Genomic DNA, 15,378 nt, shown 5'->3' with positions numbered 1-15,378 from the left:
CGCCGAGATGGCCGAAGACGTAGATGTCGGCGTTGCGGTCAACGGCCTGGACCGCAGCTTCCGTTTCCCGCAGGAAAGTGCCCATCCTCGCCAGCGGGATGCTGACATCAACGCCGACCAGGCCTTTTATCGAAAACAGGAAGCGATTGGCGTCCTCTCGCACCGCCCACAGCGCGCGGAATTCGCGCGGCGACTGCGAGACCACCACGTCGTCGATCACGCCGTCCTCGACCGCCTGCATCAGCACATCGGCAAAACGTTCGCCGTCGCGGTCGGGCTCGCTGCCCTGTATCTCGGCCAGCACATAGACGGGCGAGCCGACGGGCAGCGGCGCCGGCGCATCCATGCCGGCGACCATGGCGCCATAGAGCGGCGCGAAATTCACTTCATAGGCCGAGAGCAGGGGTCCAAGTCTCTGTCTGAGCAGACCGAGCAGCGCTATCGCCGCGTCGAGCGAAGCAAGCGCGCAGAAGGCGTTGACCTCGGTGGCCGGCTTCGGGTGCAGTCGCAGGCAGGCGCGCGTGACGACGCCCAGCGTGCCTTCGCTGCCAATGAACAGCTGGTTGAGATCATAGCCGGAATTGTCCTTGGGCAAGCCCTTGAGCGACGTCAGGATGCTGCCATCGGCAAGTACCGCTTCCAGGCCGAGCACCTGCGCGCGGTACATGCCGTAGCGCAGCACCCGGACACCGCCGGCATTGGTGGCGACATTGCCGCCGACCGTGGCCGTGCCGCGCGCGCCGATGTCGACGCCGAACAGCAAGCCGGCCGTATCGGCCGCGTCCTGCACCATCTGTAGTGGTGCGCCGGCCTCGGCGACGATCGTTGCCGCCTCGCGGTCGGGCGGCTCGATCGCCGTCATGCGCTCCACCGACAGCACCGCTTCGCCGGGCTGGATGCGAGCCGCACCGGCAAGCCCGGTTCGGCCACCCTGGACGACAAGCCTCTGCCGCGCCTCGTTGCACAGGCGCAGTATGTCCGACACCTCGCCGGTCCTGCGCGGACGCAGCACGAACTCCGGCAGTGCGCCGGTCTTGCCGTCGGGATCTTCCCTGTAACGCGGTCCGGCCTCGTCGGCCGAAACGATCGCTGATCTGTCCAGCCGTTTTTCCAGCCGCGACAGGAGCTCGGCAACGTTCTGTGACATGGGGCTCACTCGTTCGCCCTGGGCGCTTCGGCCTCGGTGCGAACCAACTTGATGTCGGCTCCCGCCGCCCAGGCGCCGATATCTTCCCGGCGCAATGCCGCCGCCATCATGTCCGGAAACAAATCCGGCGTGCAGGCGAAGACCGGAATGCCAAGTGCGGCAACCGAACCTGCCATTGCCGGATCGTAGCCGGGCCGGCCTTGGTCGGTCAGTGCCAGAAGCACGACGACATTGACGCCGGATCGAACCAGCGCCGCCAGCCGCCGCAGCAACTCCTGGCCATTGCCGCCCTCGTAGAGGTCGGTGATCAGCACCAGATGCGACTTGGTTGGCCGCTCGATACGGTCGGCGCAATAGGCGACGGCCTGGTTGATATCGGTGCCGCCGCCAAGCTGCACGCCGAACAGCACTTCGACGGGATCGCTGAGTTCTTCGGTAAGGTCGACGATGGCCGTATCGAAACAGACGAGCTTGGTGCGCACGACCGGCAGCGAGGCCATCACCGCCGCGAAGATCGAGGCGTAGACCACCGAGCTTGCCATCGAGCCGGACTGGTCGACGCAGAGAACGACTTCGTCAAGGTCGACCAGCCGGCGCTGCTTGCGCATGAAACCAACCAGCTTCTCCGGCACGATGGTTTTGTGCTCGGGCTGGTAGTGGCGAAGGTTCGCCGAGATGGTGCGCTGCCAGTCGATATCGCGCGCACGCGGACGGTTGGTGCGCCTCGATCGGTCGAGCGCGCCGCGTATCGCCTCGGCGGTCTTCTGCTCCAGCTTCTGCATCAGCTTGGCGACGATGTCGGCGATGATCGTGCGGGCGATGTCCTTGGTCTTGGCCGGCATAACCGAGCGGAGCGAAATCAGGTCGGCGACCAGGTTGACGTCGGCCTCGATCGCCTTGAGGAACTCCGGCTCCATCAGCATCTGCTTCAGGTCCAGCCGTTCGAAAGCGTCCTTCTGGACAATCTGAACGACCTGCGCGGGAAAGAAGGACCTGATATCGCCCATCCATTGCGCAACGCGCGGTGCCGAACGGCCAAGCCCGCCACGCCGCTTGCGCGGGTCACTGGCCGCCGCGCTGGCACCATCGCCGTAGAGAGCATCGAGTGCCGCCGAAAGTCGTTTGTCGTCGCTGGAAAGTGCCGCCGACGCCTCGTCATCGGCGCCGATCGCCAGGCGCCAGCGGCGCTCCCCTCCGGCATTTGCAGTGAGTGGGCCGGGCCCGTTCATTTCGCCCTCGTCATCCATTGCCGTTTCCTCCCGTGAGCAATGGTCCAAGCCGTTCCAGGTGTCGGCGCCATGCCTCGCCGCCATCCGGCGTCGGCGTCAGGCCAGCCGGCAAGCGCGCGGCGCGGCCGAGAACCGCTTCGATCAGCCGCCGGCGCTCCATGCTGTCCAGATTGGAAAAGACGCGGCGCAGCAACGGCAGGTGCGCGATGAAAGCATCTTCGTCGAGAGATTTGAGCCAGGAATCGACCGCGCCGCGCAGACCTTCGTCATAGATCAGCCGTTGACCGGCTGTGCTGAAGAAGCCCTCGAAGAACCCCGCCGCCTCGGCGACCGGCGTGCCCGGCGACAGGCGTCGCCCGAGCAGCCCGGCTGCGGCTTCGGCGGACAGGCGGCCGGCCTCATAAAGCAGGTGCGCGGCGCATCCGGCCAGCAGCGCCGTCGCTCGCGACCCCTCAAGCACGGCAGCCAGCCCGTTGCGCCATCCGTTCAGCACGTCTTCCCCGGGCTCGACCAGCCTGATCGCCTCATCGGCCTTGCGCATCGCGCTAACCAGCGCCGCGGCGGCCTGCTCATCCAGGTCGCGTGCCGCATAGGGAAGCGCGATCGCACCTTCGACGATCAGCCGCTCCATGAGGCCGGAAAGCCGGTTCGTCTCCGTTTTGCGGGCCTCGCCGTAGCGGATGATGTCGGCGAGCGGCGGCACCGAGGCCAGAATCTCCAGGCATTCGCTGCTGCGCGCCGCGCGCGCCTCCAGGGCCGCAAGACCGGCCGTCGATGCTTCCGACAGGCCTGCCGTGATGGCGCCCTGGACCAGTGCCACAAGAGTATCGAGGGTTGCTGCAGCTTCGATCATTTGGATCAGGCGGCCGTTGGCAGCCTTTTCGATGGTCGGCCCGTAGATCAGGTTCTCCACCAGGCGAACGGCATATTCCGGCTCCCAGGCCAGGGTCCACCGCTCACGGAAGGTGCCACGGCTGCGACCGGCGTCCGTCAACTTGCCCCAATGCACACCAAGCACGTTCAGCCGATGCAGCAATGTCGAACGAAACAGCCCGCTGTCGCTTCGCAGGTCGACGGATAGTTCCCGCTCCAGCGCTTCAGGTTTCAGCCGCGCGGCCTTCTGGTTGCGCTGCAGATCCTCGATCAACGGCGCCAACGCCGTGTCGGGTGGAATTTCGCCGACGTCCGCACCTAGAAGCAGCTCGGCCTCGACCAGGGCCCACAGCAACGCTTCGCCATTGAACAGAGCCGCAATTGCGGCGTCGCGCAATTCCTCAAACCCGGGTTTCGGCCGCTCGCGAATCGCGGCGAGCGTGCGGGCGAGCCGCTCCGCTTCGATCAGCGAAGCGGACGAGACCAGGTGACCCTTCACGCGCAGCACCGCTGCAATCATTGCAAGCCACAAGGTTGCTGCATCGCGCCGGCCGCGCGTGCGCCAGAGATGCTTGCACCAGCCGGGTGCGACGACGCCCGCGCCATAGCCGTAGCCCAGCGCCAGACGCGGTCCCGTCCACGGCGCCCATGTCATCGTGCTCTTGCGCCTTGCGATCCCCTTGAGCAGGGCTTGATCGTTTTTCTGCGGTGTCGCCTGCAGTGCCGGCACATGCCACGCCCCGCAGACGACGGCGATAGGTCCGTCGAATTCCTTGCGCGCCACAGCGATTTCGAGCCGCATATGCGCTTCGCGCTGGGCCTCGAACTCAGCGATCGAGCCTTCACCATCCCTCAGCGTCATCATCGCGTCGGAGATGGCCGCGAATATTGGGCCTGGTTCCGGATTCTGCTCGATGATGTCCGACCACCAGCTTTCGCCATCCTCATAGCCGGCGGCGCGGGCCAGCGTGCCTATCGGATCACGCCGATGCGGAGCCACATCATCACGCTCGCTTGATTCCTTCGCTTCGTCAGCATCGACTTTTTCCGCGCCTTCGACCGCCGCTTCCGAGAAGCGCGCCGACGACGGCAGGTCGATGAAGCGCAACGCCGCCTTGTTGTCCACGGCCCAAAGCACCGCCTGATATTCCGGCGAAAACTCGGCGAACGGCCAAAAACTTGTCGAAGCCGGATCCTCCTCCGGATAGCAAAGCAGTGCTACCGGCGGCTGCATTTCCGGGCGGGCCAGCAACGGCAGCAGCGCGGAGGCGTCGCTCGGCCCCTCGATCAGCACGGCGACCGGCTGCAAATCCTGCAATGCCTGCGCGAGGCTGTCGGCGGAGCCCGGCCCGTGATGGCGTATGCCGAAATAGGCGATGTCGCCCTGTCCCACGGCGTCAGAGCGCTGCGTTCAAGGCCGCGTAGTAGCCGGCATAGTCCGGCCGCTTCTTCAGCACTGTTTCCAGGTATTCTTCCAGCACGACCTTGTCCTGTACCGGGTCTTTCACGATCGCGCCGACAAGGCTGGCGGCAAGACCTTCGGCGCCGAGCTTGCCGCTGTCGAACCACGCCGCCTGGCTAAGCCCGCCAACCATCGTCGCGATCGCCTCGGCGGTCGACAGCGAGCCCGAAGGCGTCTTCAGCGTCACCTTTCCGTCGGCGGTCGCGCCGGAGCGCAATTCACGGAAGATGGTCAATACCCGGGCTATCTCCTCGCCGACATTTTTCGGCACCGGCAGGTCGAGCCCGCCGGTCATCTCATCGACCCGTTTGGAGACGATCGCCACCTCTTCAGCCATGTCTTCCGGCAAGGGCAGAACGACGACATTGAAACGACGCTTGAGTGCCGAGGAGAGTTCATTCACACCTTTGTCCCGATTGTTTGCCGTGGCAATGATGTTGAAGCCGCGCTGGGCATAGATCGATGTGTTCAATTCCGGGATCGGCATCATCTTTTCGGAAAGCACGGTGATCAGCGTGTCTTGCACGTCCGAGCCCATGCGCGTCAGTTCCTCGAGTCGGCAGAGCTTGCCGGTCTGCATGGCGCGGTAGAGCGGCGTCGGCACCAATGCGTCCTGGCTCGGGCCCTTTGCCAGAAGTTGCGCATAGTTCCAGCCATAGCGGATCTGGTTCTCGTCGGTGCCGGCCGTGCACTGCACGATCAGCGTCGAGTCGCCCATGATGGCGGCGGCCAGATGTTCCGACACCCAGGACTTGGCCGTTCCGGGAACGCCGAGCAGCAACAATGCGCGGTCGGTGGCGAGCGTTGCCACCGCGGTCTCCATCAACCGGCGGCGACCGACATATTTTGGCGTTACCGGCGTGCCGTCACCGGCCTTCCCGCCCAGCAGATAGGTCAGCACAGCCTGTGGCGAGAGGCTCCAGCCGGCAGGCCTTTGCCTGTCGTCACTGCGCGCCAGCGCCTGCAATTCAGAGGCATAGGCCTGCTCGACCGGGAGACGGATGGCAGCGTTCATATGAATTCTCCGGATTGATCATGTGTCGGTTCTAGGTTGATGCTCGGCCAGCGCCGCGTTGAGACGCAGGACACTGAGTGATGGGGCTGGAGGCGGCATGCCGGCTGCGACGACCTCGTCGATCAATTTTGCCGCTGTGGTCGCTGTGGCAAGGAAGCCGATCGTTTCCAGTATATCGTCGGCGCCCCGCCGCACGGCGTCGTCGTTTCCCGCAACGGCGGAGCGCAGCGCCGCAAGAGCCGATCCATTCGAAAGATCGTCCCATTCCAGCCAGCCAGCATCAATGCCTTCCGCCAGATTGATCGCGTTGAGGTAATTCGCTTGCTTGAGGATCAGCCGGACGAGGGCTCGTTTTCTGCGACTGTCCAGGCGCGGCGTGAGGTGCAGTACGAACAGCGCCGGTTTGCCACCATCCGCGACAAGTGTATCCGCCATCTGCGTCACCGCGGCGTCGCTCCCCGAAGCGGCGACCATTCGTGCGATCAGGATGTCGGCATTGTTGTCGGCGCCGAATTGCCAGGCTCCTATGAACTCAGGTTCGGTAGCATTGAACCGCGCGGCCAGGTCGACCAGATTGCAGGTCTCGAACAATTCGGCGCGACGCTTTTCCTGCGCCGGCGATTTCAACTTCGCCGGCGTGTAGATGCTGCGGCGGCGGATGAAGCCGGATTTGCCTTCGCTGATGAACGCGGCGAGTTCAGCTGCGGGATCACCCTCCCCGCCATAGTTTGAACGGCCGTGCTCTCCCAACCTTGCCAGCAGCCGGCCAGCCAGTTCGCGCACCTTGCCGGACCTGTCGGCGGAGAGGCTTTTAAGGAACGGCGCGTCCTCAGGATTCAGGCCGAAGCGCATGAGTTCGATGAGCGCAAGCCTGACCTCGGCGGACTCGCCCGACGCCTTGGCCTCGACCAGCAGTCGAGCCGAAGCCGGTTCACTGCGGCGCATGTCTGCCAGCGCGATGCGTCGCGCGGCGGGATAGAACTCATCCCAATTTTCCGCCGTCAGTTTCTCTAGTGGGGCATGTCTCTCCCCGTCGAAGCTTGCTTTCCAGTCGATCCAGGGAGCGTAGACGTCCGGACTGTTCTGATCCGAGGGCATCCAGTCCATCGGATGGAGGACAAAGCCGCGGCTGGCGACAAGCTTCACCACGCGCGTCTTGCGTCTCGCGTCGACGGCGTGTTTCAGAGCGGCTCTCAACAGCGGCCGCAACCGCTCCGGCAGCATAGGGAGCGCAAGCCTGGGCAGCGGGGGACGGCGCTTGAGTGTCTTCGGCGCCGCAGGCCGCAGGGCGACGTCGAGCGCTTGTGCTGCGATTGCAAGGAGTCGGCGCTCCTGCTCGTCGGGACTTACACCGCCGGCGATCGTCTTCCAGGCGGTCGGAGCCAGATCGAAAGCGGCGCCGCCGGTGATCCAGCAATCGCGCATTGTCGCCAGGCCTGTTTGCTCGCCCTCGTTCACGACAGGTCAAGCCTCCCGAACCCGCTTTGCGCCGCCAGAAGGTCAAGCCGGGCGCCATCCCAGAGCGCTGCCGTGGCGGCAAGGTCGAGGCCGAGCAATGTTTGATTTACCGCGCCTGCGATCGGCAAGGCGATCCCTTGCGGATCATCCGCAGCCTGCCACCAGCCTGTGCCCCGGTCGTCGACCAGGATCGCACCAGGCGGCAGCATGAGAGGACAATCGGCAATCCAAGGTGCAGCATCCTGATAGGAAGCATGCGTGGCGAGTGGGTCCTTTGCAGCGCCGAAGCTGAAATCAGGCCACGCGCCGGATATCACTTCACCCATGCGCTCCGCCACCAGTGCGCGGAGCGGCTTGCGTGATGGATAGAAGACCAGCCGGGCATCGAAACGATCGCCCGGAGCAAAAGCGTTGGACCGGCGTCCGGCAGAAGCCGGAAAATAATCGAGCAGCACGGCAAATTGCGGGGTAGTGCTCTTCAGATCAAGCAGCCAGGTCGAATGGCTGACGAGACCGTCACGGCGGCTCTCGATCTTCTCGCCCAGAACTTCCCAGAAGCTTTCGACCTGTCTTGCATCGGGATTGGCCAGAACCTGTTCGCGGGTCTCAGAAGTCGATACGAGGCGCTTCAGCTCCGGATCGTCAGGCGCCGACCGCCACGCCTTGGCCAGCAGCACAAGCTTGCCGAGCTCGCGGATCGCCGCATCCGGTCTTTCTTCGATGCGTAGCGCCATCAGCCGCGATGGGATCTCGTCGATGCGACCGGCAAGCGCGGTTGCCTTCATGTCGACCAGCCGCGCAGCAATCCGGCGGCAACGGTCGCTGCTGCCGTCGATAAAACCCGAAAGGCCAAGCCGCAACTGATCGGCGATCCATTGGTCGAGTTCATCTAGCGCCGCCGACACTGCTTGTCGTGTGTCTTCCGCCCGCTTGCGCTGCGCTGCCTCACGACGCTCCACCGCCGCAACGTCTTCGACGGCGGCGCTCTGGTCCGTCCGTGCGGCTTCATCGATGCTCTTGGCTGCCGCGCCGGATGTCGATTGCCCTGGCGGTGGCGTCGTCTTCCTGCGCCGGCTGAGCCAGTCATTCACCCATTCCGGTATCGATTCGGCGGCTGCAAAACTGGCTGGCGCAGTGGCGGCAATCCACATCAGGGCCAGCGTGTGCTTGCACGGGAATTTTCGCGAGGGGCAGGTGCATTTGTAGCCGTGGTCGCCTGTGTCGATCACCACCCGATAAGGATTGGAGCCGGAGCCCTGGCATTCACCCCAGATGAGCGCCTGCTGCTCATTCTTTTCCAGCCGCGGCCAGCTCGATCGTTTGGTTAGCTTGGAGGCGGCGCCCAGCGACGCCTGATCGGGGGCAAGCGCCTCGATGGTCTTCAAATCGAATTCCAAGCCGCGCCCCTCGTGACTCGAACCAAACGCCTGTCGCCAGGATAGATAGCCGTTTGTGAAGAATTATTGTAGCTCTCGTGAAGCGAAGATCGATACTTCTCGATCTTATCCTTTGCGGCCGAATCCACCTGATCCGCAAGCGCGGTCCACCGCCATTTCGGCAGGCAGAGGATTTTCAGCAAAACGGCGTTTGGCGTCGGCCAGCCCAGTTGTGCGCTCAGTGGACGGGAGCAAGTCTTAGCAACCCATGCAACTGGTTCGCTGGAGCGAGCCGTTCAGCCTTTGCCCTTCAGGTCGACAGGCCCGACACTCCAACGGGCGCCTGCACGATCGCGCTCCAGCGGGCTGAATCTTTTTGGCGCCTTTTTGTGCGATTTGAACGGTGCGGTGCTTGACTCCTGCAACGCCTTGTGAAAAATTTTGCACCAGTTGATAAAAATATCTCAGGGCGGAAATGGTTGGTTTTGGAAACGGCCTCCTGCGCGACGATGAAACCAGTATGGCGACGCGTGCCGCCTGGCTTCATTATGCTGGTGGCTTGACCCAGTCGGAGGTCGCCAAGCGGCTTGGCCTGACCAGCCTCAAGGCGCATCGCCTCATCACCAAGGCCAATCAGGAGGGGTTGGTCAAAGTCTATATCGACGGCGAAGTGTCGGAATGCGTCGCGCTTGAAGACGATTTGTCCAGCCGCTACGGCCTCGACTATTGCGAAGTCGTTCCTGACTTCGATGGCGAAGAACTGCCGCTCAAGGCGCTTGGCATTGCCGGCGCGCAATTTCTCAAGCGTGAGATCGAGCGCGGCGAGGATACGCTGATCGGCGTCGGTCACGGCCGCACGCTGGCCGCCTGCGTGGAGTATCTGCCGCGCATATCTGCCGAAAAGACCCGCTTCGTCTCACTGCTTGGCGGCCTGACACGCAAATTCTCGGCCAATCCGCACGACGTCATTCACCGCCTGGCCGAACGGACCGGCGCGGAAGCCTATGTGATGCCGGTGCCGATGTTCGCCAACACGGTCGAGGATCGAACCGTGCTGCTCGGGCAGAAAGGCATCAGTGAGGTCTTCGATCTTGGCAAGGCCGCCGACCTGCTCATTGCCGGCATCGGCACCGCCGAGCGCGAGGCGTCGCTGGTCGCGACCGGCATGATCGAAAAGGGCGAAATGGAAGAGATTCGCCGCAATGGCGGCGTCGGCGAACTGCTCGGCCATTTCTTCGACGATGCTGGAAAGGCGGTCGAGACGACCCTTTCCAACCGGGCGCTGGCGCTGGCGCGCGAAGACATCAGCAATCGCAGGATTGTCGCCGTCGCCGGCGGCAAGGTGAAGGTTCGTGCCATCAAATCGGTGTTGGAGGGCCGCTATCTCAAGGGCTTGGTCACCGATGAGCGGACGGCGCGATCACTCGTGGAGCAGAAGTCGGTCGGGTAGCCGGCAGCCATTCGATTGAAACTACCCTGTGGAGGAGAAGACAAATGCATGAGAAAGAAAAAGACCTGATCGACGCGTTCCTGCGCGGACAAGTCGATCGTCGTGGGCTGATCAAAGGCCTCGGCGCAATGGGCCTTGCCGCCGGCACTGCCGGCACGCTGCTCAATCTGGGGCAGACCCGCGCACTGGCGGCGGATTTCGACTGGCAGGCGCACAAGGGCAAGACCATCAAGCTCTTGCTAAACAAGCATCCTTACGCCGATGCGATGATCGCCAACCTTGAAAACTTCAAGAAGTTGACCGGCATGGAGGTCGTCTACGACGTCTTCCCGGAAGACGTCTATTTCGACAAGGTCACCGCTGCGCTGTCGGCCAGCTCGCCTGAATACGATGCCTTCATGACCGGCGCCTACATGACCTGGACCTACGGCCCGGCCGGCTGGATCACCGACCTCAACGAGTGGATCAAAGATCCGACCAAGACCAACGTGAACTATGCCTGGGACGACTTCTTGCCCGGTGTCAGGAAGTCCTGCGCCTGGAACGGCCAGCCCGGCGGAGTGCTCGGCTCCGATGACGCCAAGCAGTGGTGCATTCCGTGGGGTTTCGAACAGAACAACATCACCTACAACAAGGGTATGTTTGACAAGGTCGGCGTCGGCGTTCCCGGCAATATGGACGAGATGGTCGCTACGGCGGCCAAGCTTACCAAGGATGTCGGTAGTGGCGTCTACGGCATCGGCGTGCGCGGCTCGCGCTCCTGGGCGACGATCCATCCCGGCTTCCTCTCGGCTTATGCCAACTTTGACCAAAAGGACCTGAATGTCTCGGCCGACGGCAAATTGTCGGCCGCGATGAACACCGCCGAATCCAAGGCCTTCCACAAGCAGTGGGTCCAGATGATCCAGGAGAGCGGCCCCAAGGACTGGTCGACCTATACCTGGTATCAGGTCGGCACCGATCTTGGCGCCGGCGCCTCGGCGATGATTTTCGACGCCGACATCCTCGGCTACTTCATGAATGGCGGCGACAACAAGATGGCAGGCAAGCTCGCCTTCTCCGCCTTCAAGGCCAATCCCGCCGCCAAGGCGCCGACGCCCAATATCTGGATCTGGTCGCTGTCGATGTCCAATTTCTCGAAGGATAAGGACGCCACCTGGTACTTCATGCAATGGGCATCCGGGCCCGAGCATGCACTGTTCGGCGCGACCAAGATGGACTTCGTCAATCCGGTCCGTCAGTCGGTCTGGAACGACGAGATGTTCCGCGAGAAGCTGAACAAGAGCTACCCGGGTTATGTCGAGATGTTCGACGTCTCGGCGCCCGGCGCCAGCATCAAGTTCACACCGCAGCCGCTGTTCTTCGATCTCACCACCGAATGGGCGGCGACGCTGCAGAAGATGGTGGCCAAGGAAGTGCCCGTCGACGAAGGCATCGACATGTTGGCCACCAGCATCGATGGCCAGCTCAAGGAAGCCGGGCTCGGCTAAGTCCTGGCGAACGGCTGGCCCGCTTTTTGCGGGCCAGCCGGCCATTCCACTGCGAAGCGGCGCCTGGAGCATCGGACCCAAAAGTGGAAACCGGTTTTGGGAAAATCCGATGCTCAAACACTGGCGGTGCCGCCACTCGCCCAACCGGCCGCCTAGCTCCCTGGGCGGTCGGCAGGGCGAAGCAACAGAGATGATGGAACAGCACGATGACTGCGGCGACCATGCAAAGAAACAAGCCTTCCGGCTTCAGGATCAGCAAGAGAGTGCTGCCTTATGTGCTCAGCCTGCCGGCCTTGCTCGTCTGCATCGGTATCCTGATCCCGTTCTTCACATCGGTCGTCTACTCGTTCCAGCGCTACCGGCTGAGCCAGCCCTGGGCGCGTCAGTTCAACTGGGGCGACAATTACATCTCTTTTTTCACCGACCCGAAGTTCTGGAACACGCTGGAGATATCGCTGCTCTATGCCGGTATCACCGTCCTGCTCGAACTGCTTCTCGGTCTCGGCATCGCCATGCTCCTGCAGAAGCGCTCGACGTTGAACAACTTCATCTCGATCATGCTGCTGATGCCGCTGATGACGGCGCCGGCGCTTGCCGCGCTGATGTGGAAGCTGATGACCAATCCCGGCTTCGGCGTGCTGAGCTATCTCGCCAGCCTGATCGGACTGCACGATTTCCGCTGGGCCTCGTCGCCGTCGACCGCGCTTTTCACCGTGGTCCTTGTCGACATCTGGGTCTACACGCCCTTCATCATGATCCTGCTGCTTGCCGGCCTGCGCAGCCTGCCGACGCAGCCCTTCGAGGCGGCAGCACTTGACGGCGTGCCGAGGAGTTTCGTGTTCTTCCGCATTACCTTGCCGATGCTGATGCCCTACATCCTGACGGCGACGCTGTTCCGTCTGCTTGATTCCATCCAGCAGTTCGACATCATCTATGCCATGACCCAGGGCGGTCCGGGCGACACGCTGACCGTCTTCCAGGTCGAGGCCTATCTCAACTTCTTCCAGTCGACCAATGTCGGCCGCTCGGCAGCGCTGATGATCATCCTGTGGGCAATCACCTACTTCCTCTCGAATATCTTCATCAAGAATTGGCTGCGGCTGCGCGAACGCGCCCGCGGCCAGGCATAGGAGGCTGAGATGGAACACACCTCGCTTCTCGAACGCATCCTGCGCGGCATAGCGCTGACACTGGTCGTGATCTTCTTCATGTTCCCGATCGTCTGGATCCTAATGATGTCGTTCCAGACCAACGAAACCATCTTGCGGATTCCGCCACAGCTTGTCTTCAAGCCGACGCTGGCCAACTACACCGCGCTGATCACCGGAAAGCTGACGACGGCGGCCGGCACGCTCGATATCGCCTTCATGCGCAACCTCTGGAATTCGGTGTTCCTGTCGGTCACCTCGGTCGCCGTCGCGCTGCTGCTCGGCGTTCCGGCGGCCTACGCCTTTGCACGGCATAAGTTTCGCGGCTCGGAAGACATTGCCTTTACGCTGCTGTCGTTCCGGTTCGCGCCCGCGCTGCTGGTGCTCCTGCCGCTCACCCTCTATTTCCAGAAGCTTGGACTGGCCAACACCTATATCGGGCTGATCTGGGTGTATCAGCTGATCTGCCTGCCGCTGATCCTATGGATCGTGCGCGGCTATTTCGAGGACATCCCGGCCGACATCGAATATGCCTATCGCATCGCCGGCCATTCCTGGTTCGCCACCTTCCGCAAGATCGCGCTGCCGCTCGCCGGCCCGGGCATTGCGGCTGCCGGCCTGCTCGCATTCATCTTCGCCTGGAACAATTTCGTCTTCGCGCTCGTGCTAGCCTCGGCCGACAAGCAGCCGGTGACAGTCGGTGCGCTGGCCTTCATCACCTCCTCCGGCATCCAATATGGCCAGATCTCGGCGGCGATCGTGCTTTCGATCACGCCGACGCTGGCGCTCGCCCTCTATGCACAGCGCTATCTCGTCGAAGGCCTGTCGCTCGGCGCGGTAAAGGGATAGTTCTCATGGCCAGCCTCGAACTGCGAAATGTCGTCAAGCGCTACAAGAGCCAGACTGTTCTCGACAATCTGTCGCTGACCGTCGCCGACGGCGAAACCCTTGTCCTGTTCGGACCGTCCGGCGCCGGCAAGACGGTGCTGCTGCGGCTCGTCGCCGGCGTTATCGACCCCGATGAGGGAAAGATCTTCATCGGCGGTGAGGATATGACCGACCTCGATGCCGAGTTCCGCGGCGTCGGCATGGCGTTCCAGAATTTCGCACTTTTTCCGCACATGACTGCGTTCGACAACATCGCCACGCCGCTACAGGCCAAGCGTTCGTCGCAGAGTGCGATGAAGGCGGGCGTCGAGAGCGCCGCTAAGCTGCTGAAGATCGGCCACGTGCTCAGCCACAAGCCACGGGCGCTGTCCAATGGCCAGAAGCAGCGTACCGCGCTCGCCCGCGCTCTGGTCGGCTCGCCGCCGGTTCTCCTGCTCGACGACCCCTTGCGCAACGTCGATGCCAAACTGCGCTTCGAAATGCGGCTCGAATTGCCGAGGCTGCTGGCCGACCGTGGCGCGACCGTCGTCTACGTCACCCAGGACTACAAGGAGGCAATGGCGCTCGGCGACCGCATCGCGGTGATGTCGCAAGGCGTCATCAAGCAGCTCGGCACACCCGAGCAGATCTATCGTGAGCCGGCGAACATCGAGATCGCGCGGCTGTTTGGCGACCCGACCATCAACCTGCTCGACGTCAAGCCGTCGCGCGATGCCAAGGGCATCTATGTCGGCCTGTCGAACGTCCAGGTTCATCTGACAGGTGCCTATGACGCGATGGTCGGCCGCGACTGCGTGATCGGCTTACGGCCCGAAGCCCTGAGCTTCGTCGACGAAGGAACGCCCGCTGCCATTCCGGTGACGGTTGAGGCGGAGACGCCGCTCAATGAAAAGATCGTCACGCTGGTGCGCACCGTGCGCGGCCGTGAAATCCTGGTCTCCCGGCCAGCCGGAACACCGGGTCAGACCGAGGGCAGGGCTCATATTGCCGTCGACGGCAAAAGCGCCCTGCTGTTCGATCAGGCGAGCGGCGACAGAATCGGCGCCAGGAACGTCGTCAATTTGCGCAGCGGAGAAGCGGCATGATCCCGAGCGCACTCACCATTTCCGGCGTCGACAAGTTCTACGGTCCGATCGACAGGGGCGTGCACGCCGTCCAGAACCTGACGATGGAAATCGGCAGGGGCGAGATCGTCGCATTGCTCGGCTCGTCCGGCTGCGGCAAGACCTCGACATTGCGCATGATCGCCGGTTTCGAGGAGGTCTCGCGCGGCACCATCTCGGTTGCCGGCCGCAAGGTGCACACGCTGCCTCCGGTCAAGCGCAATGTGGCGATGGCGTTCGAAGGCTATTCGCTCTATCCGCCGCTGACCGTGCGCGAGAACATGGCGTTTGCGCTGAAGGCGGCCAAACTGCGGAAACGCGACGTCGATGCGAAGGTTGCCAGCATCGCCAAGCTGCTCGAGATCGAGGACATTCTGGAGCGCTATCCAAGCTCCATCTCCGGCGGCCAGCAGCAGCGCGCCAGCCTCGGCCGGGCGCTGATCCGCGAGGCGGATCTTCATCTGCTGGACGAACCGATGGGGCAGCTCGAACCGCAACTTCGCGCCGTGCTGCGCGGCCGCATCAAGCACTTCATCAAGGAGCGCGGCTTGACCGCGATCCTCGTCACCCACGACCAGACCGAGGCCAATGCGCTTGCCGACCGGATCGCGGTCATGGAAGGCGGCGTGCTGCAGCAATTCGACACGCCCGACATGCTCAAGCAGCGGCCGGCCAACCTGTTCACCGGCACCTTCGTCGGCGAGCCGCCGATGAATGTCTTCGAGGCCTATGTCGGCAC

Annotated in this window: 12 protein-coding genes; 6 read left to right on the top strand and 6 right to left on the bottom strand. The window is 63.2% G+C overall.

Features of this window, described 5'->3' with window-relative positions; genetic code table 11:
• From EOA86_RS03615 to EOA86_RS03590, 6 genes are all read right to left on the bottom strand, one after another.
• A partial coding sequence (locus tag EOA86_RS03615; protein ID WP_164891543.1) for an FAD-binding oxidoreductase occupies positions 1-1,147 on the bottom strand: 1,147 nt, incomplete at its 3' end.
• A gap of 5 nt (positions 1,148-1,152) precedes the next feature.
• Positions 1,153-2,394 carry a VWA domain-containing protein gene (locus tag EOA86_RS03610; RefSeq protein WP_128340736.1) on the bottom strand — a complete coding sequence of 414 codons (1,242 nt, stop codon included), beginning with the start codon at positions 2,392-2,394 and terminating at the stop codon, positions 1,153-1,155.
• Positions 2,387-4,642, bottom strand: coding sequence for a DUF5682 family protein (locus EOA86_RS03605; protein WP_128340735.1), 2,256 nt, complete (start codon positions 4,640-4,642; stop codon positions 2,387-2,389). The genes EOA86_RS03610 and EOA86_RS03605 overlap by 8 nt, the downstream gene beginning before the upstream one ends.
• A 4-nt stretch (positions 4,643-4,646) precedes the next feature.
• A complete protein-coding gene (locus tag EOA86_RS03600) occupies positions 4,647-5,726 on the bottom strand; it encodes an AAA family ATPase (RefSeq protein WP_128340734.1) in 1,080 nt (359 codons plus the stop codon).
• Positions 5,727-5,744: 18 nt separating this feature from the next.
• Complete coding sequence (locus EOA86_RS03595) at positions 5,745-7,184, bottom strand: DUF5691 domain-containing protein (protein WP_128340733.1); 1,440 nt, start codon at positions 7,182-7,184, stop codon at positions 5,745-5,747.
• The gene (locus EOA86_RS03590; RefSeq protein WP_128340732.1) at positions 7,181-8,581 is read right to left on the bottom strand and encodes an SWIM zinc finger family protein; all 1,401 of its coding nucleotides are present in this window, start codon (positions 8,579-8,581) and stop codon (positions 7,181-7,183) included. Before EOA86_RS03590 ends, EOA86_RS03595 begins: the two co-directional genes overlap by 4 nt.
• A gap of 454 nt (positions 8,582-9,035) precedes the next feature.
• Between EOA86_RS03590 and EOA86_RS03585 the strand changes: the two genes are divergently transcribed.
• The 6 genes from EOA86_RS03585 to EOA86_RS03560 form a co-directional block, all read left to right on the top strand.
• Entirely contained in the window at positions 9,036-10,010 is a 975-nt protein-coding gene (locus tag EOA86_RS03585; protein ID WP_127209510.1) for a sugar-binding transcriptional regulator, read from the top strand.
• A 44-nt stretch (positions 10,011-10,054) separates the two neighbouring features.
• Complete coding sequence (locus tag EOA86_RS03580; protein ID WP_128340731.1) at positions 10,055-11,500, top strand: extracellular solute-binding protein; 1,446 nt, start codon at positions 10,055-10,057, stop codon at positions 11,498-11,500.
• A 206-nt stretch (positions 11,501-11,706) separates the two neighbouring features.
• The gene (locus tag EOA86_RS03575; protein WP_029355248.1) at positions 11,707-12,630 is read left to right on the top strand and encodes a sugar ABC transporter permease; all 924 of its coding nucleotides are present in this window, start codon (positions 11,707-11,709) and stop codon (positions 12,628-12,630) included.
• A 9-nt stretch (positions 12,631-12,639) separates the two neighbouring features.
• Positions 12,640-13,497, top strand: coding sequence for a carbohydrate ABC transporter permease (locus EOA86_RS03570; RefSeq protein ID WP_095518160.1), 858 nt, complete (start codon positions 12,640-12,642; stop codon positions 13,495-13,497).
• Positions 13,498-13,502: 5 nt separating this feature from the next.
• Entirely contained in the window at positions 13,503-14,621 is a 1,119-nt protein-coding gene (locus tag EOA86_RS03565) for an ABC transporter ATP-binding protein (RefSeq protein ID WP_128340730.1), read from the top strand.
• Positions 14,618-15,378 (top strand): ABC transporter ATP-binding protein (locus EOA86_RS03560; RefSeq protein ID WP_164891542.1); only part of this gene is annotated, 761 nt, incomplete at its 3' end. The genes EOA86_RS03565 and EOA86_RS03560, both read left to right, overlap by 4 nt.

Source organism: Mesorhizobium sp. M5C.F.Ca.IN.020.32.2.1, assembly GCF_004023105.1.
Lineage (GTDB): Bacteria > Pseudomonadota > Alphaproteobacteria > Rhizobiales > Rhizobiaceae > Mesorhizobium > Mesorhizobium wenxiniae.
Note: the sequence above shows the minus strand (reverse complement) of the source record. Positions and strands in the feature narration are given on the sequence as shown.